Origin of the sequence: Kribbella sp. NPDC051586 (assembly GCF_044453965.1) — a bacterium.
GTDB lineage: Bacteria > Actinomycetota > Actinomycetes > Propionibacteriales > Kribbellaceae > Kribbella.
Genome location: NZ_JBITDF010000003.1, coordinates 1,614,289 through 1,635,623 on the forward strand (window position 1 = coordinate 1,614,289; position 21,335 = coordinate 1,635,623).

At 64.1% G+C, this 21,335-nt stretch carries 18 protein-coding genes; 12 read left to right on the forward strand and 6 right to left on the reverse strand.

Annotated features, from left to right (window positions below; all coding sequences use genetic code 11):
* Nucleotides 1–65 precede the first annotated feature (65 nt).
* Both ACIA58_RS26375 and ACIA58_RS26380 read right to left on the reverse strand, forming a co-directional pair.
* The gene (locus ACIA58_RS26375) at nucleotides 66–1,364 is read right to left on the reverse strand and encodes an IS110 family transposase (protein ID WP_396406430.1); all 1,299 of its coding nucleotides are present in this window, start codon (nucleotides 1,362–1,364) and stop codon (nucleotides 66–68) included.
* 850 nt (nucleotides 1,365–2,214) lie between these two features.
* On the reverse strand, nucleotides 2,215–3,213 hold the full coding sequence (locus tag ACIA58_RS26380) for a hypothetical protein (RefSeq protein WP_396406431.1): 999 nt from the start codon (nucleotides 3,211–3,213) through the stop codon (nucleotides 2,215–2,217).
* 753 nt (nucleotides 3,214–3,966) lie between these two features.
* On the opposite strand from ACIA58_RS26380, the gene ACIA58_RS26385 reads away from it, so the two are divergent.
* On the forward strand, nucleotides 3,967–4,590 hold the full coding sequence (locus ACIA58_RS26385) for an exonuclease domain-containing protein (RefSeq protein WP_396406432.1): 624 nt from the start codon (nucleotides 3,967–3,969) through the stop codon (nucleotides 4,588–4,590).
* A gap of 13 nt (nucleotides 4,591–4,603) precedes the next feature.
* Here ACIA58_RS26385 and ACIA58_RS26390 read toward each other — a convergent pair whose 3' ends face one another.
* Together ACIA58_RS26390 and ACIA58_RS26395 are read right to left on the reverse strand one after the other, a co-directional pair.
* The gene (locus tag ACIA58_RS26390) at nucleotides 4,604–5,494 is read right to left on the reverse strand and encodes a phosphotransferase (protein ID WP_396406433.1); all 891 of its coding nucleotides are present in this window, start codon (nucleotides 5,492–5,494) and stop codon (nucleotides 4,604–4,606) included.
* Nucleotides 5,491–6,876 carry a helix-turn-helix domain-containing protein gene (locus ACIA58_RS26395; RefSeq protein ID WP_396406434.1) on the reverse strand — a complete coding sequence of 462 codons (1,386 nt, stop codon included), beginning with the start codon at nucleotides 6,874–6,876 and terminating at the stop codon, nucleotides 5,491–5,493. The genes ACIA58_RS26390 and ACIA58_RS26395 overlap by 4 nt, the downstream gene beginning before the upstream one ends.
* A 286-nt stretch (nucleotides 6,877–7,162) precedes the next feature.
* Between ACIA58_RS26395 and ACIA58_RS26400 the strand changes: the two genes are divergently transcribed.
* The 7 genes from ACIA58_RS26400 (at nucleotide 7,163) to ACIA58_RS26430 (ending at nucleotide 14,386) form a co-directional block, all read left to right on the forward strand.
* The gene (locus ACIA58_RS26400; RefSeq protein ID WP_396406435.1) at nucleotides 7,163–7,507 is read left to right on the forward strand and encodes a hypothetical protein; all 345 of its coding nucleotides are present in this window, start codon (nucleotides 7,163–7,165) and stop codon (nucleotides 7,505–7,507) included.
* 31 nt (nucleotides 7,508–7,538) lie between these two features.
* Nucleotides 7,539–7,862, forward strand: coding sequence for a hypothetical protein (locus ACIA58_RS26405; RefSeq protein WP_396406436.1), 324 nt, complete (start codon nucleotides 7,539–7,541; stop codon nucleotides 7,860–7,862).
* A 395-nt stretch (nucleotides 7,863–8,257) separates the two neighbouring features.
* Complete coding sequence (locus ACIA58_RS26410; protein WP_396406437.1) at nucleotides 8,258–9,439, forward strand: tetratricopeptide repeat protein; 1,182 nt, start codon at nucleotides 8,258–8,260, stop codon at nucleotides 9,437–9,439.
* Nucleotides 9,424–10,302: a PP2C family serine/threonine-protein phosphatase gene (locus ACIA58_RS26415; protein ID WP_396406438.1), complete on the forward strand. Its 879-nt coding sequence runs from the start codon at nucleotides 9,424–9,426 to the stop codon at nucleotides 10,300–10,302. Before ACIA58_RS26410 ends, ACIA58_RS26415 begins: the two co-directional genes overlap by 16 nt.
* Entirely contained in the window at nucleotides 10,302–11,621 is a 1,320-nt protein-coding gene (locus ACIA58_RS26420; RefSeq protein ID WP_396406439.1) for a hypothetical protein, read from the forward strand. Before ACIA58_RS26415 ends, ACIA58_RS26420 begins: the two co-directional genes overlap by 1 nt.
* A complete protein-coding gene (locus ACIA58_RS26425; protein ID WP_396406440.1) occupies nucleotides 11,614–12,411 on the forward strand; it encodes an endonuclease/exonuclease/phosphatase family protein in 798 nt (265 codons plus the stop codon). Before ACIA58_RS26420 ends, ACIA58_RS26425 begins: the two co-directional genes overlap by 8 nt.
* An 820-nt stretch (nucleotides 12,412–13,231) precedes the next feature.
* Nucleotides 13,232–14,386 (forward strand): tyrosine-type recombinase/integrase, encoded by a 1,155-nt coding sequence (locus ACIA58_RS26430; RefSeq protein ID WP_396406441.1) that lies wholly within the window; start codon nucleotides 13,232–13,234, stop codon nucleotides 14,384–14,386.
* A 13-nt stretch (nucleotides 14,387–14,399) separates the two neighbouring features.
* On the opposite strand, the gene ACIA58_RS26435 is transcribed toward ACIA58_RS26430, so the two are convergent.
* Complete coding sequence (locus ACIA58_RS26435) at nucleotides 14,400–15,749, reverse strand: acyl-CoA dehydrogenase family protein (RefSeq protein WP_396406442.1); 1,350 nt, start codon at nucleotides 15,747–15,749, stop codon at nucleotides 14,400–14,402.
* A 91-nt stretch (nucleotides 15,750–15,840) separates the two neighbouring features.
* On the opposite strand from ACIA58_RS26435, the gene ACIA58_RS26440 reads away from it, so the two are divergent.
* Genes ACIA58_RS26440 through ACIA58_RS26455 form a run of 4 tightly spaced genes read left to right on the forward strand, consistent with a single transcriptional unit; the run spans nucleotide 15,841 to nucleotide 20,072 of the window.
* Entirely contained in the window at nucleotides 15,841–16,584 is a 744-nt protein-coding gene (locus ACIA58_RS26440; RefSeq protein WP_396406443.1) for a TetR/AcrR family transcriptional regulator, read from the forward strand.
* Entirely contained in the window at nucleotides 16,581–17,858 is a 1,278-nt protein-coding gene (locus ACIA58_RS26445; protein WP_396406444.1) for an acetyl-CoA C-acetyltransferase, read from the forward strand. Before ACIA58_RS26440 ends, ACIA58_RS26445 begins: the two co-directional genes overlap by 4 nt.
* 8 nt (nucleotides 17,859–17,866) lie before the next feature.
* Nucleotides 17,867–19,213, forward strand: coding sequence for a 3-oxoacyl-ACP reductase (locus ACIA58_RS26450; protein WP_396406445.1), 1,347 nt, complete (start codon nucleotides 17,867–17,869; stop codon nucleotides 19,211–19,213).
* A gap of 1 nt (nucleotide 19,214) precedes the next feature.
* Nucleotides 19,215–20,072, forward strand: a complete 858-nt coding sequence (locus ACIA58_RS26455) for a MaoC/PaaZ C-terminal domain-containing protein (protein ID WP_396406446.1) — start codon at nucleotides 19,215–19,217, stop codon at nucleotides 20,070–20,072.
* Here the strand turns inward: ACIA58_RS26455 and thrS are convergent.
* Nucleotides 20,038–21,273, reverse strand: a complete 1,236-nt coding sequence (gene thrS / locus ACIA58_RS26460) for a threonine--tRNA ligase (protein ID WP_396406447.1) — start codon at nucleotides 21,271–21,273, stop codon at nucleotides 20,038–20,040. The genes ACIA58_RS26455 and thrS overlap by 35 nt on opposite strands.
* Between the last annotated feature and the right edge of the window lie 62 nt (nucleotides 21,274–21,335).

Consider the following 21,335-nt stretch of genomic DNA (forward strand, 5'->3'; position numbering starts at 1 on the left):
ATTGGAGCCAACATCATGACGTGAATACGGCAATATCGCCAGTCATCTCGATGGGACGATCGGGTTTAGCTCTCGTGGCGGTGCTGGGTCTTGAGCAGCCGAGGCGGGAGGTCCATTCTCGGAGGCGGCGGAGGGTCAGGTCTAGTTCGCGGTGGAAGGCGAGAGGGCTGGAGGGGGCGGCGTCTTCGAGGTAGGAGGCTTCCCAGAGGGTGCGGAGCGCCGAGAGCTCTTCGACCAGGGCGCCATGGTGGGGCCAGCAAGGCGGGATGAGTTTGTGGTCGAGGTTGTAGCGGCTGGCTATCCAGTCGACCCACGACGCCAAATCGCTCGAGCATCGCGGTTAGCCACTTGTTGCCGTGCCGCTTCCCGGTCGGAGTCCGCTTGCCGGCCGACTCATAGACCCCGGGCGCCACCCCAGCCCAGGCAGCAAGCCTGGCGGAACCGAATCGGGTCATGTCCGCACCAGTCTCGGCGACGATGACCTGCGCGACCTTCTCTCCAACGCCGGGGATGGTCTGCAGCAACTCGATCTCGTGCGTCCATGGCAGACACTGAAACCGGATCGCCTCATCAAGATCAGCCAGGGCGCGCTCGACTAGCTCGAGTCGATCCGGGATCGCGGCGGCCATCCGGGCGTGGTGGTCGTCGAAGTGCCCCTCGAGCGCCTGGGCGAGGTCGGGGATCTTCGAACGCATCTTGCCCTTGGCCATCTCGGCCAGCACGCGAGCGTCGCGCTCACCGTCGATCATCGCACGCAGCATCACCCGCGCCGAGACCGTCGTTACCGACCACGCGACCGACGACAACTTGATCGAGGCATCCTCCAACATCAACTCCAGCCGAACCGCCTCACGCGTCCGGTCGCCCGTCAGCTGCACCCGATACCGGGTCAGCATGCGCAACCGCCGGATCGGCGGCGGTGGGATAAACGACGGAGACAGCAATCCGTGTTCGAGCAGCTGGGCGATCCACTCGGCGTCACGCACGTCGGTCTTTCGGCCCGGCACCGCCTTCATATGCGCAGCGTTCAGCAGCCAGATCTCCATCGCCTCCTCCAGACAGAAGAATGGCGGCTTCCAATACGTCGACGTCGACTCCATCGCCGCGATCGTCACACCACACTCGACCAGCCACTCGCGCATCACCCGCAGCGACCCGATCGTGGTCTTGAACGTCCTCGTCATTGACGAACGACTCCCCTGCCGCGGGCCCGGAACACGCACGCAAACAGTCACCGACGCCTTACCGACATCCAACCGCAACCCGTTCGAACAAGACCTCCATCGAGCACTCCCTCCGGCCACGACTTCGACCCGCGACACCCACAGGCCACGCGCCGCCCGGAGGGCCCTCTGCCAGGACACAGACCCACGTGCTCGCAGCAACAATCCACCGGCACCCGAAGACCCCGCGCCTTACACATCTACGGGCTCACCCGCACCAGTGTGACTCGACGTCGCCGGACGGCACACCCCGATTCTCATCCGCCGCCGCAGCGACAAAGCCGCAAACCGTTACACATCTGGCATCCGAGGCGTTTCTGCCTCCTGAAACGGCTAATCCGCCCCCCGACGGCACAACCGTTGAATGACACATGGACACCCCATCGCGCCCAGAACGCCTCGGTTCCACCTACCGCTCCAACGTCTGCGAACAGTGTTCGACCCACTTCGAAATGGCTAGATCCGACCAACGCTTCTGCTCGGGCCCGTGCCGCCTCCGCCGCTGGCGAACCCTCCGAAAGACCCAAGCCGGATCTACAGAATCCACCACAGACCTCGTCGCTGCTCTACGCGCAGAGGTCTCCCGCCTGGAGTCCCAAGCAGCAGAACTCCGCCAAGCCAACGCCGCTCTACGCGACCAGTTGAAGCGCCACCAAACGATCCAACGCTTCCAGCCGGCTCGCGTGGTTTGGCCCCATCACCGCGCATAGACAGCCCCCGAACCGACCCGGTTGTTGGTCACCGCGACCGCGATATTGCCCGCAGCCGTGCGCTAGGTGGGCAGCCTGCAGCGCCATACTCCATGGGAAGGAAGTCAACTCAGAGCCATCCGTCCTGGGCGGATGCGGATCGAACTCCCCCGGCCCGAACAGGACACGAACCCAGCCGCCCGCAAGCTCTCGACACTGCGCAGGAAGACCTCGTTCGCCGCCAGATCCTGGTTAACGAAGAGAACAGCAACGACCCGTACTCCGGCTCGGCCGTGGACATCTCACAAATCGTGCAACGCGCCGTTGGCCCGATCGGGCCCAAGCCTGCGCACGTTACGGACCATGCGAGCCAGTTCGGCCGAACGCTGGTCCGGGTAGGTCACCGGTGAGGTTGCCGGGACCGCTTCATCAGGCCAGCCGGACTGCAGTTCGAACACAGCGCGAGCGATGCTGAGTGCCTTGGGATAGGGAAGCTGTGGGAACGATTCGTGCCGACTGAAACGGTGCATCTGTCGCGCGAAGAGAAGAACCGATCGCTCAGCCGCACGTGCATCCGCGAAGGGCGGTGACGCCCAGGCGTTCAAGAGCGCGAACCCATGCCGGGTGGCGTCGTTCATGTGCTTCGTGACGCGCCTGGCGAGGTCCTTCGTGTGGCCGAACATCACATATTGCCAGGGTCCTTGAAACTCCAGTACGTACAAACGGTCGTCACCTCTCCAGGTGTGGGCGAGGTAGCGGTACAGGCCTTCCCGGACGTTCAGTTGCAGCAGGTGGATCTCCTCGGGCATCGCTGGCTCGAATCTGTCCAAGTCAACAGCGTTGTTCTGAAGAATCTCTCGGGCATCTTCTACATCGCGCGGCAGATCGGGATACAGTGGCGGCAGCACCGGGGAGGTCAGGCGAAGGGCGCTGTCAATGTCGGTCTGGCCCGGAAGGGGAGAGAAGGCCTGGCCGGCCACGCTGCGGCCGAACACGCTGTCGACGATGCTCCGCTCACCCACCCCAGCTACCTCATCTGGATTTTCGTCGCCATCCCGGTCCTCGTCAACAAAGAAGACGCCGGGTCGCTCCAAGGCGCTCAGAATCTCAGGCAGCCGCCGCTCGACATCCTCGATCACTTCCGCCGGCCAACGCCCAAGCGTGGCCGCTGGGATGAGGCCGAGGCGCAATGCATCCCGGAACTGCCAGCGCGCGATTCCTAGTCGTCGCGATGCCTGCACGGGACCGTAGTCCTGCGCCGCCTTCTTCGGTGACGGCACAGTCCTAGCCTCGGTGGTCATGGTCGGCTCCTCTCAAGGCATCGCCACCACAGCATTCCGTAGACGTCCGACAGTGCGGCGAAGAACACGCGGCCGCTTCAGCAGCGGCTGTCGGTGCTGAGCTTTACAGATCTCGCCCCGCCGGACATTCGGAGTGCCCGTTGGGCAGCGGACCGCCGTCACCAGTCCAGCTTGAACTTAGACAGGGTGAACCGTCCCGCACCCGGTCACCCGACACCATCGTCGTCATTTTCGTTGTCGACCTGTGCCGCGACGAACTCCCCCTTCGATAACGACGCCGTCGGCTCTTGGCCTGAGATCGATCGCGCAGAAACTGTCGGCACTCACCGTTAGAGTCTTCTGACCATCAGTAGTCAGCATCATTCAGGGTCAGTACGTCAAAGCGACACCACTCAGAAACCACCAAGTGCGCGCTCTTCGCGTTCAGCACCAAGTGTTACTTCCCTGATTGTGGCGTACCAACGGTCACCTTCTTCGACGCGGACCCCGAGAAGAAGGTCCAGATCGCCCACATCCACGCCGTGGAGCCGAAAGGTCCCCCCTGGCGGCCCGATGTGGGGCTGAATGAATCGGTCGAGCCTGTCCAGACGGATGTTGGGTGCAGTCGCCCACCAGTTGCCCGCGACGCGCGCCGGTTCGGATGCAGCGCCGGCGCAAGCGGCGGCGGGAGACTGGGAGTAGCTCGGCACGTCCACAGCGCATGACGGCACACGCGACCGCCCCAGGCGGCACGATCATCGGAGGCGACGAAGAATGGAGCAACCTACGGAGCTGTGGACGGCATTCGACTACGCCGTTGTCGACGTCGAGGGCAATGGGCAGCGGCCACCAGATCTGGTTGAGATCTCGATTGTCGCGATCAAGGGCGGCTTGGTCGGCCAGCCGCAGAGCTGGCTGGTTCGCCCGCCACGGCCGATCACTCCGATGGCGCGACGCTTCCACAAGATCACGGACGACCAGCTCGCCGACGCTCCGGCCGTTGCCGGCATCGAAGCAGAACTGCACCGGGCGTTGAGCGAGAAGGTGTTCGTTGCCCACAACGCCAGCGTCGATCTCGGGGTGCTCGGCCGCGAGCTGCCGGGCTTCCGACCCGCTCGCGTCGTGGACACTCTCAAGCTCGCGAGACGACTGCTTCCGGGCCGCGACTCGTACACGCTCGGGGCGCTCGTCGACGCGTTCGGGCTAGCCAGAGGGCTTCCGTCCGACCTGGTGCCGCACCGCGCGACCTACGACGCACTGGCCTGCGCCCGGCTCCTGTCCCATTTGGCGACGTCTCCCGGCCACGAGCCGCTCACACTCGCCGAACTGCTGGATACGACAGCCGGCAAGACCGCATCAAACAAGGCGCCGGTTGAGGTAGCCGCGACACTCTTCTGAGCCGCCGCAACCGCTACTTGTAGCGGTGCCACAGTTCGTTAGCGCCCGATCGGAGCGTCGCTAGCCGGTGCGAGTGGACCTTGGCGATGTCGGGGCGGTTCCGGAGGTCGGTGATGACGCTGGTGACTAGCACGAGCTCTCGGATGCGGCGGAGGGTGGGCCAGGCGGGAAGGGTGGTGACGTCCAGGCCGTAGGTGGCGGCTAGGGCATCGTGGTCTTGGGTGGCGCCGAAGCGGAGGGCGCTGACCGCGGCAACTACTAGGTCGTAGGCGAGAGGGCCGATGCTGGTGCCGTCGAAGTCGCAAAGGACGAAGCGGCCGGTCGGCTCCTTCAGCAGGTTCCCTATGTAGGCGTCTCCGTGGAGTAGGCCCATCCGGAGATCCGGTGTCAGATCTCGGTAGTCGGCCTCGGTATTGGCCCACTGTTCAGTGAGCCAGGCGTGGTCATCAGCGGTTAGACCGTCGGCCAACGCGAGGCGGCTGCGTGCGCTGCTGAAGGGGTCCCACGGCTTGAGGTTGGGCATCGGTTCTAGTTTGTGCCAGCCGAGTAACGGTGCTGCCAGCGCGGCGCCGGTCCACGCGGCGTTGCTGCCTTCGAGGAGTTGCCAGATGGTGGCGGAGTAGTTCTCGAACAGGACGGGCTGGGTCAGATCTGGAGCGAGCCTGACGGCGGGCGCGTCGTGCTGCTCGAGCCAGGTGGCGATTCGGGCGACGTGGTCGGCGCGTTGGCTGGCGAGATCGCCGGCGCCGAACCTGACGACGACGCCTTGGCTGGGGAGTCGGTACACGGCGTTGTTCGTGTACTTGATGAGTTCGGCTTCGTCCGGGAGAAGGCCTGCTTCTTGGCAGATTCCCTTGAGGGCGTGCTTGAGCCGCTGGTCGAGCTCTGGAGACAGGTTCGTCATGCGGTGAGGGCCTTCGGCGCGGTTGTGCGGACGGATTCGAGCTGGTGGAGCAAGTCCACGGCGTCGGAGCTGCCGGAATGGTGTGAAGCTGCGACGCCGATCTCGGCGAGGCGGTTGAGGCCACGGCCGCTGCGGAGGACTTGGGCTTCGTTGATCACATCGCGAGCTATGTCGACGCCGGCATCCAGTTCGTTCGTACGCAGCAGGTTCGTCGACAAGATGATTCGGTCGAAGGTGCGGCTTCGGCGCGATCTGTCCGGGCCGGACTCGGTGATGGCCTGTTGCGCGAATTCGACAGCGCGTACGGCGTACTGGCGGGCTTGTGACTCGTCCTTTGCGTAGCCAGACAGCGAGTTGTACACCAGCGCCTGATGCCCGGTGTAGTCGCCTGGCGTGAAGTACAGCGTCGTCCACGGTGACACCCGGCTCTTGTCGGCACGGCCCATCTCATGTTCTGCACGAGCGAGCGCGTCGAGGACGTGATCGTGCTTGCCGAGCATCGCGTAGGCGAGCGCTTCGTTGGCGTGCAGTCGTGCGACCTCGGCCGGATCGCCTGCGTCCTGTGCCGCGAGCTGGCCAAGCTGGAGCATCTTCAAAGCCTCGACTGGTTGGGCTTCTTGCATGCTGACCCGACCGAGCCGGTACAGGATCGAAGCTGCGAGAGAGGGCTCGTCGGCATCCTTGGCGAGGACGAGAGCGTTCATCAGGAAGCGTCGAGCCGCTGCTTGATCGCCGATGTCGTGGAAGGACCAACCGAGCATGCTGCTGAAATCCGCTAGAGACACCTTGAGGTCCCGGTGGGTGCGTTGGTCCGCGGTCGAGTGGATCATCCGCCGTGCGTACCCATAGAAACCGCGGGCCGCGTCGACCGCTGCTCCCCCGCCATAGCGCTGATCGAGCTTCCGGAACTCCAGGGTCATCGACCCTACTTGTTCGACGTCAGAATCGGTGATCACAGGCGGTACCGCGGCCACACTGTTCGGCAACTCGGGAAGCCACTTCCGTGCCTGGTCGTTGACTGAGCCGAACGCGACGCTCGCAACCGCGCCGGCGAAGTCCCGGCGATCGTCGCAGGTCAGTTCACTCGACTTGCCGCTCTCCCCCTCGCCAGGTGAGCTGTATGCGAGCCCCATCCGTCCGCGCGGAATCTCGAACGCGTCGGCGACACGTTCAAGGACGTCGTACGCCTTGACCTGGCGACCGTTGAGGATCTCTGAGACCTCGCCCTGGGATTGATAGGTGCGGGCTCCGATTTGCGTTTGACTCCAGCCGTGCCGCTGCAGCCAGCGGAAGATGCCCGCAACGTCACGCGACGCCAGGACAGGACGCAGCTCCGCCTGATCCCACCAGGACGAGTCGAGCTGCGGCTGCGGTGCCGTCATCGTCACTCCTTGTCTCTAGGCGGCTCTGTGAAGTTAGCCCGAGCGCATCCGGTGCGTCTATCGGCTCGGCCGATAGGTCGGCTCGATGAGCACAGCCTGTAGTGGTGGCCGCCGTCACAGCGCCATGGTGTGGACACAGAGTGTTACACCCACTGACAAAGGACGCCCGCCATGACGACGCCGCTGCTCATCGTGATCTGCGTGACCACGGGGCTGATGATCGCAATGCTCACCGATCTGTTCCGAGACCTTTCCGGCCGGAACGAATGACAGGGCAGCGGGACAGATGACCAGCACCTTTTCAACTACAGATCAGCACGAGCGGGGCAACGCCATGCGGGCGTACGGCTACATCAGGAAGCACTTCCTCATGAACGAGACGGAGTTGGCCAGCGCTCGCAAACTCGTCGTCGACGCTGCTCAGAGTCGTGGCGTTCAGCTGGTAGCGATTCACGTCGAGGAGATCGAGACGTCGCCCGAGGCGTTCCACGATCTGCTCGCGGTCGTCATGCAGGAAACACAGCGAATGATCATCACGCCCGACGTCCAGCACCTCGAGGTCGCGGGCGACCCTGCGTCGGTGAAACAGCGCCTTGAGTCGAACGGCATCGCGATCGTGGTCGGCGGCTAGGCACCCGCGACCGTAAGGACCAGTGGTGCATATGCCGACTACCGCAGCCCTCGGGCTCATCTCGATGTCCTTCGTGCGCAATACCGGCGAGCTCCTCGCGATCCGTCGGCAGCTGAAGGCGTTCGCGACCGAGCATGGGCTCGAGCTCATCAAGGTGTACGTCGAAGAGCCCGGACCGCCCGGCCCGGCCTTCGACCTTCTCGAATCACTCCTGGAGTCCGAGGGTCAGCCGCTCGTCGTTCCAACGCTGCACCACCTCGCCGTACTCGGGCACCCCGCGCAGATCAGGGACCATCTCCGCCACTGCACCCACGAGGTCCTGATCGCCATCAAGCCGGCGGAGCGGACGTGCTGAGGGGACATCCCTCGTTCTCCTCAAGTCCCCTGCACCCCGCGTCCGTTCCGCCGCTCCAGTGGAAGCGCTGCCCGATTCACTTCACTTAGTCGGGCCGCGCTCCCGCCCCGAATCTGCACCGTTCGGCACCCCTGCGCCTCAGCAGACGCACCAGGGCGTGAAGACGCAACTGGAAGCCCCACCGGTAGGCCACGCGCCGGCCTCCGGCTGACATCCGACGAGACGGCTTAGCCGGGCATAGGCCGGAGCGCAGCCTGATCCCAGTCGCTCGTCACCACGTAGCGGCCGTCCGCGGGCGCTAGGCCAACACTAGGCTCGCCGGACCTCCAAGAGCGAGACAATGGTCCCCCTCGATCGATAAGGTGCGCATCGTCCGAAGTGCCGATTGGAGTGGCATGGCTGAAACGAACAACGCTGCGGGCCTGGACGGAGCAGCCGGTCCAGTTACTCTTGGCGACCGTGGCGCCACGGCTGATGGAGACGAGCGGGCAGACCTTAAACAGCTGCTTTCGCAGCTTCCCTCAGAAACGAGCCACGACTACGAGCTAGCGATGGCGAAGCTCGCGGCTCAAGTGCGGCGCTTGGACCGCGAGTCGCAACTCGAGTCATTGATGGCCGACGCTGACGAGAAGATACAATACGGTGCGTTCTATTGCCTATGCACAATATTGCGAACCAATCGCGACTACACCATACTCGAACAGTTCATGGAGCGCCATGGCGATCCATTCAGAAATCGCCAAAGTTATCGCCACCTGGAGCTCCTGACTCGCGTCGGACTTCTCGACCGATTTACTGATCCCGACGAGTTCATACGCGCTGCATATGAACACGCGCAGAGTCACCCCGGAAACGCCGGATACATTCACATGTTTGCCGGCGTCGTCGCGCTTGTCATGGAAGCAGAAGAGGGCAGTAAGGCCCAGGTTGGACGAGAATGGCTGGAACGTGCGCTCGACGCCGCGCTGAAGGCAGTCGAACTCGATCGATCATACGCCAAGTTCCATTCCACTCTCGGACGACTGCGGTCGCTGAATGGCGACTACGCGGGGGCCCGCAGAGAGTTTGATCGAGCCGTCGATCTTGAGAGCTCATCTCGCGCGGATTACTCTTTACGAATCACAAATTACGAAGCACAGAGAATGCGAAACTCTCTCCGCGAGAGTGGCGCTGCAGTTGCCGCCGAGATAAGGGCCACCAGGGCCGATGCAGAAGCCCGGATGGACGCGCTCGGTCAATCAATGATCCAAACCATCGAAGAGAATAGATTGAGTTTGGCAGCCGCCAGCAAGCGGATTGATGAGTCATCGACTCGGAACCTCGAATTTCTCGGATTCTTCGCCGCCATCCTTTCCTTTACAATCGGAAGTATTCAGATCGCGATCAGCCTGACACCGTCCCAAGCGGCGCGACTGATCATTGTGTTGATGGGCGTCCTGATGGGTGTTTTTGCCGGGTTTGGCCTTCTGGTAAGCAGCCCTTCGAAGGCTGGATACCTCCGAGCGGCAATCGTCTTTACATTCGGATCACTAATAGTTCTGTCTACTTTTCTTCTGCCCGGATGGCCTACGAAGTGATCCGCATTGGCAGCGCGGTAGTGGCCGGCGCAAAGGTGAATGAGGATTCGGCTTCGGCACGGGTTGACAACCGGTCGAACTCCGCCCTTCTTATCGTTTCAGACGGCGCGTCAGGACTAAGCGACCGAAACCTGACAGATTGTGAATCTGAAGCACAATGGCTTGCGAGAGGAATTACGGACCATTTTGACGCCGTATTTCCGGAGTTCAAGGACATCTCAACCGAACTGGTTGCGGCGGTTGCGTCCATGCGCAACTCGACTGTCGGACAACTCCTCGTCTCGCAAGAAGGCATCGACCCCACAGCGGCTATCTCGATCGTCCATCTCATAGACGATGTCGTTCACATCGGGAGCCTGGGCGATTGCCCAATATTAGTGCAATTTCGAACTGGCGAGATTAGATTCCTACCCGGCGATAGAAAACTGTCTGCATTGGATGAGAGCGCAATCTCATACCTGCGCGACACAGCAAGAGCCCGTCATATCTCCCCGCGCCAAGCACGGACATATATCAGTAACATACTTCTGGAAAATCGCCAAAGAGCGAATCACCATGACGGCTACTGGATCGCTGACCTATCCGGCGCAGGGCTGCCGCACCTTGCCGTTACGACCTACGCGGCAGCCGAGATTCGTCGGGTGGTCGTGATGTCAGATGGCTTTCGTATAGGCGTAGGCAGGGGCCGGCCCTTTCCGACATGGCACAGCGTACTCACAGCGCTCGACAATTCGGACTTGCCAGGCATGTTAAAGCAGGTCAAGAGTGCACTGCTCGCCGATCCTGAATGGGTGGAATATCCGCGCATCTCACTTTGCGACGACCTTTCCCTCGCGTACCTCGACCTGAGCGAAGCCTATTGATGGCAGCCGATCATCGACGTGGTCTCGTCGTCGCTCGGACGGGCCGATCCCTCAAAGGTCCCGTCCATGTTTCGGGCAGTAAGCATGCTTTTGCACACACACTCGCCGTTGCAGCGATGTGCGAAGGCGCCGAGATAGAGGGCGTCCCACGGAATAGAGACGCTGACGCACTGCTTGACTGCGTACGGCTGATTTTCGAGATCGTGGAGCTCTCGGGATCTGGCACACTTACACTTGCGTCGCCGAAGAGACATGGCACTCTCGACCTAAGTGCTGAACTACTAAATCGATCGCGAAACCTGTATTGCCTGCTACCCGCGCTGTTGAACAGGTCTCGCGTGGTGAGGCTATCTGGACGCCCCAAGGGTTGCGATTTCGAAGCGCGTCCAGATGAGTGGTACTTTCAGGCCCTTACATCCTTCGGCGCTTCAGTTGAACACGATGCCATTGGCGGCGTCCGCTTAAGTTGGCCTCGAAGACGGCCGGGGAATGTCGCCCTTCCCTTTCCATCTGTGACGACCTCTATCATTGGACTGGCCGCAGCGCTGGGATGCTACGGATCCACGACTCTCTCCGGTGTTGCATTAGAACCTTCAGTGAGGGATGCATTTGCGCTGCTCAGCCAAATGGGAACTAACCTGGAGTTGCATAATCGAAGCGTGGTTATTCATTCATCCGGGCCGCCAGAGACTCTAAGCACGGTGCTACGGCCAGATCAGGAAGTCGCCGTCACTCTGCTGTCAGCAGTAGCAATTGCTGGGGGTAACGTTCGACTGATCGGCCGTCGCCCATTCGAGCTTGAACGGTTTCGCCCAGTCGCACACCAGATCGGTCTTCGGCTGACCGAAGAGGATTGCACGGTGACGGCGGTTGCCGACGTCGCTGAGCCACTACATGCGGTCGAAATTGTGGCAGGCCCTAATCCAATGTTTGCCTCGGATTGGATTCCGCCAGTGGTCCTGGCTCTCGCTGCAAAGCCAATCGGTCACAGCCGCGTGATCGATACCCTTTTTCCAGACAGACTGCGTTTCCTTGAGCCCCTTCGTCGGCTCGGTCTGAAATCAGTGTCCTCAAAGCAAGTCATCCATCATGGCCGTAAAGCGGCTCTTGCCGAGGTTCATGGATCCGATCCGCCGGTGTTGAACGGAGGCACGATAGGCACTCCGACGGATCTCCGCGGAGCTGCTTGTCTCGTATTGGCAAGCCTCATTACGACGAGTGCGATTGTCATCTCCGATGATACACACCTTCGACGAGGGTATGAAGACCTTCCGAAGACCCTTGAAGAATTGGGTTGCGTGACATATGAATATGTCTGAAGAACAGACGGTCGCCGAGACCGATACTCGGTCATTGATCGTCGGAACCTGGAATCTCCATGGCGCACAACCAGCTGTCGACGGCCCGCGGACGCTGTCGGAAACACTCAATCTCCTAGGAGACGTCCTATTCGACGTCGTCCTTCTGCAGGAACTCGAATTCGAGCAAGAGTCCGAGATGTTGTGCGGAGAGAGCCAGGAGATTGTCAACGCCTTGGGCCTCGAATATTTCGTTGGCTATCCGACTTCCCCATCTCAGTTTCTGTCAAGTCGGAGATTCGGAGTTGGCATTGCGTCGCGATTCCCCCTATTCGATGTTGAAAACGTCCAACTGCCGAATCCCGACCTGTTCGCCGAGCGTCCAGATGGGCTACTTCGTTCGCATGATAAGGGAATCTTGGTCGCAAAGATTCATTCGCCGACATTGATAGTCCTGGGCAGCGTTCATTTGATTCCTTTTCATATGTTCGACCGAGAGGCATCAGATCCGGTCTACAACGAGATCTGGTCCGAACTGGCTGCGACAATGACAGACCCGCACGCGCCTCTGTCCATCGTGGGAGGCGATTTCAATACAGGGGATCGAGGCTTGCTACTCGAGCGCCTGCCAACTGACTCATGGACGTCTGCGGCGAGCGGAGTCAATACGAGGCCGGGGACTGGTCGCAGTTTCGACGACATCCTGTGTGCAGACCAGTTCGCTGCCGACCGCCTGGAGGTATTCTCAACATTCTCGGATCATCACCTACTGCGAGTCCGGCTCTCGGTACTGTCTGCTGACTCGGGATGAATAGCGGCAGGTGTCGACGACGGCCAGTGCTCGATCTGTCGAAGAAACCCGTTGCAAACTCGAGGTGTCCGACAACCTCGCATCGCGCTTCTCGTGGCCCAGGTGCTCGATCATCTCCTGCACCCTCGCCAGCCGCACCAGGCCAGCCGCGGCCAGTAGTTCGGCCGACTCCTTCCCTTGCTTCTTCTTGCCTGCCACATCCGGCCGTCTCGTGGTCATCGCGACCACTTCCTCGCCAACCACCACAGTCGGCGCGTCGGACCGGAAACACCGTTAGACGGACAACTACGTGCTGTCGCAACTTGCCGGACTCATGCGACTGGGTGTGCGGATCGTCGTACTGCCGCTCGTGACCCAGGCTTCGGCGAGCAACTCCCCCTTGGCCGGAGCACTGAGGCCGGCTACGTGAGGCAGGTGTTCGGGTTCTGTTCCGGCCGGGTGAGTTCGGCCCGCATCCGCCGCGCACCCACGATCGCGCACTGGTGTGTTACCCCTTGGGCGCTAGTGCTCAAGGTGTAACACCCCAGTGCGCGACTGCGGCTTCGGCGAACCATCGTCGTACGCCCGGACGACGGTCGATTCCTCCACACTCCAAACGTTGAGCTGCCGCACATCGACACGATGGAGGTGCGGCGCCATGGCTTATGTGAAGGATCAGTGGATGCGGGCTGTGAAGCAGACGGATGGGACGAGTGAGCGTGTTCGGACTGCTAAGTGGGGGCGGGGGAAGCGGTGGTTGGCGGGGTGGGTGGATCCGGAGGGGCGGGAGCGGTCTAAGGCGTTTGGGACGAAGACTGCGGCGGAGCGGCATGGGGCGGCGATGGAGACGGATCGGGAGCGTGGGGAGTACATCGATCCCGAGGCTGGGAAGGTTCGGTTTGAGGAGGTTGCCGGGAGGTGGCTGGCTTCTCGGGTGGTGGATCCGGCGACAGCTATGAAGTACGAGTCGTCTTTGCGGTTGCACGTCGTACCGGTGTTTGGGCGGCGGCAGTTGCGGACGATCAAGCCTTCGGAGATTGCTGCTTGGGTGGCTGGGCTGGATGCGCGGTTCGGGTCGTCGACGGCGCGTACGGCGTACCTCGTGTTGCACGGGACGTTGGAGGTCGCCGTTGACGATGAGGCGATCAAGCGGAATCCGGCGAAGGCGCGAGTGGTCAAGGTGCCGGCGGAGAAGGGCGGGAAGACGACCGCCTGGAGTGACGAGGTTGTGCTGCGGATCGTGGAGGGGCACCCGCCGCAGTACCGACCGATTGCCTCGATCGGTGCCGCATGTGGGCTGCGGCAAGGCGAGCTGTTCGGGCTCGCTGAGGAAGACATCGACTTCGACGAGATGGTGATCCGTGTCCGTCGGCAAGTGAAGAAGCTGGGCAGGGAGTTCGTATTCGCCCTGCCCAAGAACGACACCGAGCGGACCGTGCCGATGTCAGAGGGCGTGGCCCTGATGCTGACGGAGTACATCGAGAGCTCGAAGCCGCGACCGTACACGCTGCCGTGGGAGAAGGTCGACGGGAAGCCGCACACAGTCCGCCTCTTGTTCCGCTGGACTGACGACCTGCACATCCGGGCGCGGACGTATGACGAGCTGGTGTGGAAGCCGGCGCTCTTCCATGCGGGCGTCGTACCTGAGCCGACGAAGGACGGGCGGGGCAGGCGGCAGTACTTCTCCAGTCGCGAGAACGGGATGCATGCGCTGCGGCATTACTACGCGAGTATCACCCTGGCTGACGGCGTGAACATCAAGGAGTTGGCGCAGTACCTGGGGCACGGCGATCCAGGGTTCACCCTTCGGCTGTACACCCACATGCTGCCTTCATCGCATGAGCGGGCACGGAGGGCTGTCGACTCGCGGCTGGCTCGGCTGTTTGCGATGGAGGCTCACGGAGCTGTGACGGAGCTGGCCGCCGATCGGTCCTCCACAGCTCCTTGGGAACCAGACGGCGGCCAGTCACTCGACGACCCAGGAATCGGCCTCTGACCTGCGGAACCACCTAGCGGATGCGCATGCCTGAGATCGCCCGGGCGATGACCAGGCGCTGGATTTCGCTGGTGCCTTCGAAGATGGTGTAGATCTTGGCGTCTCGGTGCATGCGTTCTACTGGGTATTCGCGGGTGTAGCCGTTGCCGCCTAGGATTTGGATGGCTTCTTCGGTGACCTTGACCGCGACCTCGCCGGCTTTCAACTTTGCCATGGAGCCTTCGCCGTGGCGGTAGTCGGGGGTTTGGCCTCGCATGAGGGCCGCGGACATGTTGGCGGCTCGCCAGACCAGCAGGCGGGCGGCGTCGATCTCGAGGGCCATGTCGGCGAGTTTGAAGGCGATGCCTTGGTTGTCGATGATGGGGCGGCCGAATTGTTCTCGGGTTTTGGCGTAGTCCAACGCGACCTCATAAGCCGCTCGGGCGATACCGATGGCTTGGGCGCCGACGATGTGGCGGGTCATTTCGAAGGTTGCCATCGAGGCGTTGCGGCCGGTGGAGGTAGGGGTCTCACCCCGGGCGGTGGCTTCAAGGGCCTCGTGCGCCCGCGCCAACCGTTCGTCGAGCTTTTCCTTGCCGCCTAGGACATTCGCGGCGGGGATGCGGACGTTGTCGAAGAAAACGTCGGCGGTGTGGGAGGCGCGGAGACCGTGCTTGCGGAGTTTGGTGCCTTGTTCGAGGCCACGAACCTCGGACTTGGGGACGACGAAGGCCGCTTGGCCCTTGGTGCCGAGGGACGGGTCGACGGTCGCGACGACCACGTGGACGTCGGCGATACCGCCGTTCGTGGCCCAGGCCTTCTGCCCGTTGATGACCCACTCGTTGCTGACGGCGTCGTAGACAGCCCGCGTGCGGATCGCCGACACGTCCGATCCCGCGCCAGGCTCGGAAGAGCAGAAGGCAGCCACGCGTACGTCGTCAGGCGTGCCGTAGCAGCGGGGCATCCACTGGCTCCACTGCTCCGGGGTGCCGTTGGAGAAGATGGCGGACGACGCGAGGCCGGTGCCCTTCAGGGACATGCCGATGCCGGCGTCGCCCCAGAAGAGCTCTTCGTGCACGAGCGGCATCAGCAGGCCGGACGGGTCGATGAAGAGGTTGATGTTGGCGTCCAGGCCGTACAGACCGATCTTGGCGGCCTCCTGGATGACCGGCCAGGGGGTTTCCTCGCGCTCGTCCCACTCGGCGGCGGCCGGGCGGATCACGTCCGCGGCGAACGTGTGGGCCCAGTCGCGGATCTCGAGCTGCTCGTCGTTCAGCCCGAGCGAGAACGAGCTCCAGCCCGGCCGGGACCGCTCGGCGCCGAGTTCGCCGGCCAACGCCATCACGTCGGCGGAGACCGCGGGCTTCGGATCGGTCATGGTCATCAACATCCTCCAACAGGCGGCAGTACGATGTTACCGACGAGTGTAACCGTCGTTTGCACCAAGGGGTACCACTGTGGCTAAGATCGATCCCATGAGCTCCGCGCTGCTCGCGATCGGACGCCGCCGGACCACGGCGGAGCGCCGTCGCGACCGGGAGCGCGACATCATCCGGGCCACCCGCGAGCTGTTCGACGAGCGCGGCTCGATCGACGCCCAGATCGACGATATCGCCAAGCGGGTCGGGATCAACAAGGCGCTGATCTACCGGCACTTCGCCGGCAAGGAGGAGCTGTTCGCGCTCACCCTGGTCGACTACCTGGGCGAACTCAATGACCAGCTGACGAGCACCGACAACCCGCGCAGAGCACCGCTCAATCGGCTCAAAGCGCTCAGCGAGGCGTTCGTCGACTTCTGCCTCGGCTACCCCGCGTTCACCGACTGCGCGATGAGCCTGCTCCGACGCACGGGCGAGGAGCTGTTCGGCGAGATCACCGAGCCGGTGATGCTGAAGCTCGGTACGGCGATGGCCGCGCCGCTGGACCGTATCGCGGCCGTCCTCGAGGCCGGTCAGCGTACTGGCGTGTTCGACGAGGTCGACACCGCCTACCTGGCGAATCACCTGTACACACAGACCCTCGGATCGTTGCATATGGCAAGGGTCGGACTGATCGTGTCGAGCGGACAGCCCGGACACCCGGTGGTGCATCACGCGGATGTCGGTACCGTGCGAGAGACTGCCATCACGGCAACCCTCGCAACAGCTGTCGGACGCAAAGCACTCAAGATCCAGCGAACTTCCGCCACCACACGAAAGTCCAAAGGAGAGACATCGTGACCGAGACCCGCAAGGTGGCCGTCGTCGCCGGAAACCGGATTCCGTTCGCCCGGCAGGACAAGACGTACCGGCACTCCTCCAACTCCGACATGCTCACCGCCGCGCTGAACGGTCTGGTCGACCGGGCCGGCCTGGGCGGTCAGGAGGTGGGCGAGGTGGTCGCCGGCGCGGTCCTCAAGCACGCCCGCGACTGGAACATGGTCCGCGAGGTGGTCCTCGGTTCCAAGCTCGCGGCCACCACCCCGGCGTACGACATCCAGCAGGCCTGCGGCACCGGGCTCGAGGCGGCGATCCTGGTCGGCAACAAGATCGCCCTCGGTCAGATCGACGCCGGCATCGCGGGTGGTGTCGACACGGCGAGTGACGCACCGGTCGCGGTCAACGACCACCTGCGCAACGTGCTCCTCGACCTCAACCGCGCGAGGACGTACCCGGACCGCCTGAAGGTCCTCGCCCGCGTCCGCCCGAAGGACGTCGTACCGGAGATCCCGCGCAACGCCGAGCCGCGGACCGGCAAGTCGATGGGCGACCACGCCGCGCTGACCGCGCTCGAGTGGGGCATCACCCGCGAGGCGCAGGACGAGCTCGCTCTGAAATCCCACCTCAACCTCGCCGCCTCCTACGACCGCGGCTTCCAGAACGACCTGATCACGCCGTACCTCGGCCTCGAGAAGGATCAGAACCTCCGCCCCGACACGAGCCTGGAGAAGCTGGCCAAGCTGCGGACCGTGTACGGCAAGGGCGAGACCGCGACGATGACCGCCGGCAACTCGACCCCGCTCACCGACGGCGCGTCGACCGTTCTGCTGAGCACAGACGAATGGGCCCGGGAGCACGGGCTGCGGCCCCTGGCGTACCTGACCCACTCGCAGACCGCCGCGGTCGACTACGTGAAGGGCGCCGAGGGCCTGCTGATGGCCCCCGCGTACGCCGTGCCCCGCATGCTGGCCAGAGCTGGGCTGACGCTGCAGGACTTCGACTACTACGAGATCCACGAGGCCTTCGCCTCCCAGGTGCTGTCCACGTTGAAGGCGTGGGAGGATCCGATCTTCTGCAAGGAGCGGCTCGGCCTGGACGCGCCGCTCGGCGAGATCGACCGGGACAAGCTGAATGTGAACGGAAGCTCGCTGGCCGCGGGTCACCCGTTCGCGGCGACCGGCGGGCGGATCGTCGCCGCGCTGGCCAAGCAACTGGACGAGAACGGCGGCGGCCGGGGCCTGATCTCGATCTGCGCCGCGGGCGGCCAGGGTGTCGTCGCCATCCTCGAGAAGTAGGAGCTGAGATGACGGACCGCTACCAGACCTTCACCCGGACGCCGCTCGGCCAGACCCTGGTGAAGAACCTGGGCCTGCCCGACCCGACGCCCCTGCCCCGCTGGGTGGAGGGCTCCCCCGTGATCGATGGGGCGGTCGTGTTCGGCTCGATCGGGGAGACCGACACCGGCAAGGCGATCCAGGCCCTGCTGCGCGACATCGGCGCCTCCTTCAGTACTGCGACCGAAGGCGTCGCGTCGATCGGCATCCGCCCGAAGGCGCTCGTCTTCGACGCGACCGGCGCCGCCACGACCGCGGAGCTGACCAGCCTGCAGCGCTTCTTCTCCCCCGTCATCCGCCAGCTCGCCGCGGCCGGCCGCGTGATCGTCGTCGGCCGTACGCCGGAGCTCGCGACGTCCACCGAGCAGCATGTCGCCCAGCGCGCGCTCGAGGGCTTCACCCGCTCCCTCGGCAAGGAGGTGAAGCGCGGCGCCACGGTCAACCTCGTGTACGTCGCCCCGGACGCCCACGAGCAACTCGACTCCACGCTCCGCTTCTTCCTCTCCCCCAAGTCCGCGTACGTCGACGGCCAGGTCGCCCGCATCGGGACGGGCCCGCTCGTCAGCAACGACCCCGCGAGGCCACTGGCCGGCCGTACGGCGCTGGTGACCGGCGCGGCTCGCGGTATCGGCGCGTCGATCGCGGACACGCTCGCCCGCGACGGCGCGACCATCATCGGCGTCGACGTACCGCAGAACGCCGACTCGCTGCGCAAGGTCATGACCCGGCTCGGAGGCTCCGAGCTCCTGCTCGACGTCACCGCGGTCGACGCGCCGCAGCGGATCGCGGCGCACGCGCAGGAGCAGCACGGCGGGCTCGACATCGTCGTCCACAACGCCGGCATCACCCGGGACAAGCGGCTGGCGAACATGCGGACCGACGCCTGGGACGCCGTCCTCGACGTCAACCTCCGTGCCCCGGAGCGCATCACGGAGCACCTGATCGAGTCGGGCGCGCTGAAGGACGGCGGCTCGATCATCGGGGTCTCGTCGATGGCTGGGATCGCGGGCAACAACGGCCAGACGAACTACGCGACCTCGAAGGCCGGCGTGATCGGTCTGGTCCAGGCCCTCGCGCCGAAGCTGGCCGAGCGGAACATCCGGATCAACGCGGTCGCGCCCGGGTTCATCGAGACCGAGATGACCGCGAAGATCCCGTTCACGATCCGCGAGGTCGGCCGCCGGATCAACTCGCTGCAACAGGGCGGGCTACCGATCGACGTGGCCGAGACGATCGCGTGGTTCGCGGATCCGGCGTCGGCCGGCGTCACCGGCAACGTGGTCCGGGTCTGCGGCCAGAGCATGCTGGGCGCCTGACATGCCGACCCGTCGGTACGACGACTCCCCCAAGTTCGGCGCGCTCTACGCCCGCACCGTGCGGGCCACGTTGCGCAGGGCCGACTACGAGCCCGACGAGGACGGGCTGACGCTCGAGCTACCGCGGTCGGCGATCGACCAGAACCACCTCACGGCCTACCGCGATGTCACCGGGTTCCAGGCCGGGCCGGCGGTGCCGCCGACGTACCCGCATGTGCTCGCGTTCCCGCTGCATCTGGACCTGATGTCGGACCCCTCGTTCCCGTACAAGCCGATGGGGATCGTGCATCTGTCCAACACGATCACGCAGAAGCAGCCGATCCCGATCCACGCCGAGCCGGCGATCCGCGTGCACAGTACGCCGGAACGCCCGCACCCGAAGGGCACCGTCTTCGATATCATCAGCGAGGTCTTCGTCGACCACGAGCTGGTGTGGAGCGATCTCACGACGCTGCTCAGCCGCACGGCCGGGACGCCCAACGCACACGCGGACCTGCTCACCGACCCCGTCCTCCCGGCGGACGCGTGGTGGGACCTGCGGGGCAACCTCGGCCGCCGGTACGCCGCCGCGTCCGGCGACCGGAACCCGATCCACCTGTTCAAGCTGACCGCGCAGGCGTTCGGGTTCCCGCGCCAGATCGCGCACGGGATGTGGGCCAAGGCTGCCGCGCTCGCGTCGATCCAGCGCGCCGGGCACCTACCCGATGCCTTCACGGTCCGCGTCGATTTCCGCAAGCCATTGCTACTGCCCTCCCGCGTCCAGTTCGGCCACCAGCAGACCGGCAAAACGGTCGACTTCGCGCTGTACGACGAGTCCCATGAGGTCACTCACCTGATCGGACAGCTGCAGGAGAACTGACCTTCGCGATCCGATCGAGCACGTCGCCGATCGCCTCCGGGTCCCACCGATGGCCGTCGCGTTCCCGGATCGCGAGCAGACCGGCCGCATCCTCGCGCGCACCGATCACAGCCTGATACGGCGCCAACCGGTTCTCACGGATCCGCGCGCCGAGGCTGCCCTCGTCCGCGTGCGCGATCTCGACCCGCAGACCGCGATCCACCGCCCGGCGAGCCACCTCGACGGCACGCTTCTCCTCGTCGTCCGAGATCGGGAGGACGACGAGCTGCACCGGGGCGAGCCACGCCGGGAACGCCCCGCCGTGCACCTCGATCAGCTGCGCCATCGCCCGCTCGATGCTGCCGACGATCGCGCGATGCACCATCACCGGGCGGTGTTTGTTGCCATCGGCACCGACGTACTCGAGCCCGAACGCGGCCGGCTGGTGGAAGTCGATCTGGACGGTCGACAAGCTGAACTCGCGGCCGGCCGAATCCTCCATCTGGATGTCGATCTTCGGCCCGTAGAACGCCGCGTCGCCGGGCGCCTCCTCGTAGTCGATGCCGGCCGCCTTCAACACGTCCCGGAGCAACGAAGCGGCTTGGGCCCAGCTGTCGGCGTCGCCGACGTACTTGCTGGACGGATCACCGAGCCGCGCGTCCTCCGCGGGGAGAGCGAGGACGTAGCGCGACGCGCTGATGCCCATGTCGGCGTACGCCTGGTTGATCAGGGCAAGCGCCGACGCGGCCTCCGAGGCGACTTGGTCGAGGCGGCAGAAGATGTGCGCATCGTTGAGTTGCATGGCCCGGACGCGGCTGAGTCCGCCGATCGCGCCGGACAGTTCGGCGCGGTACTGGCCGCCGAGCTCGGAGTACCGGAGTGGGAGCTCTCGATAGCTGTGCGAGCGCGAGCGGTACATGAGCGCGTGGTGCGGGCAGATGCTCGGCCGGAGGATCAGCTGCTCCGCGCCCATGTCCATCGGCGGGTACATGTCCTCGTGGTACTTCGCCCAGTGGCCCGAGATCTCGTACAGCTCGCGCTTGGCGAGCACTGGCGAATACACCTGCTGGTAGCCGGCTCTTCGTTCGACCTCGGAGATGTAGCTCTCCAAGGCCCGGCGTACCGCGGCGCCCGCGGGCAGCCAGTACGGCAGACCGGCGCCGATCAACGGGTCTGAGTCGAACAGGCCGAGCTCGCGACCGATCTTGCGGTGGTCGTACATGATTTCCTCCAAGAGAGTTGGAGCGAGCAACCACCGAGCACAACAAAGCCCCGGGGCACTCG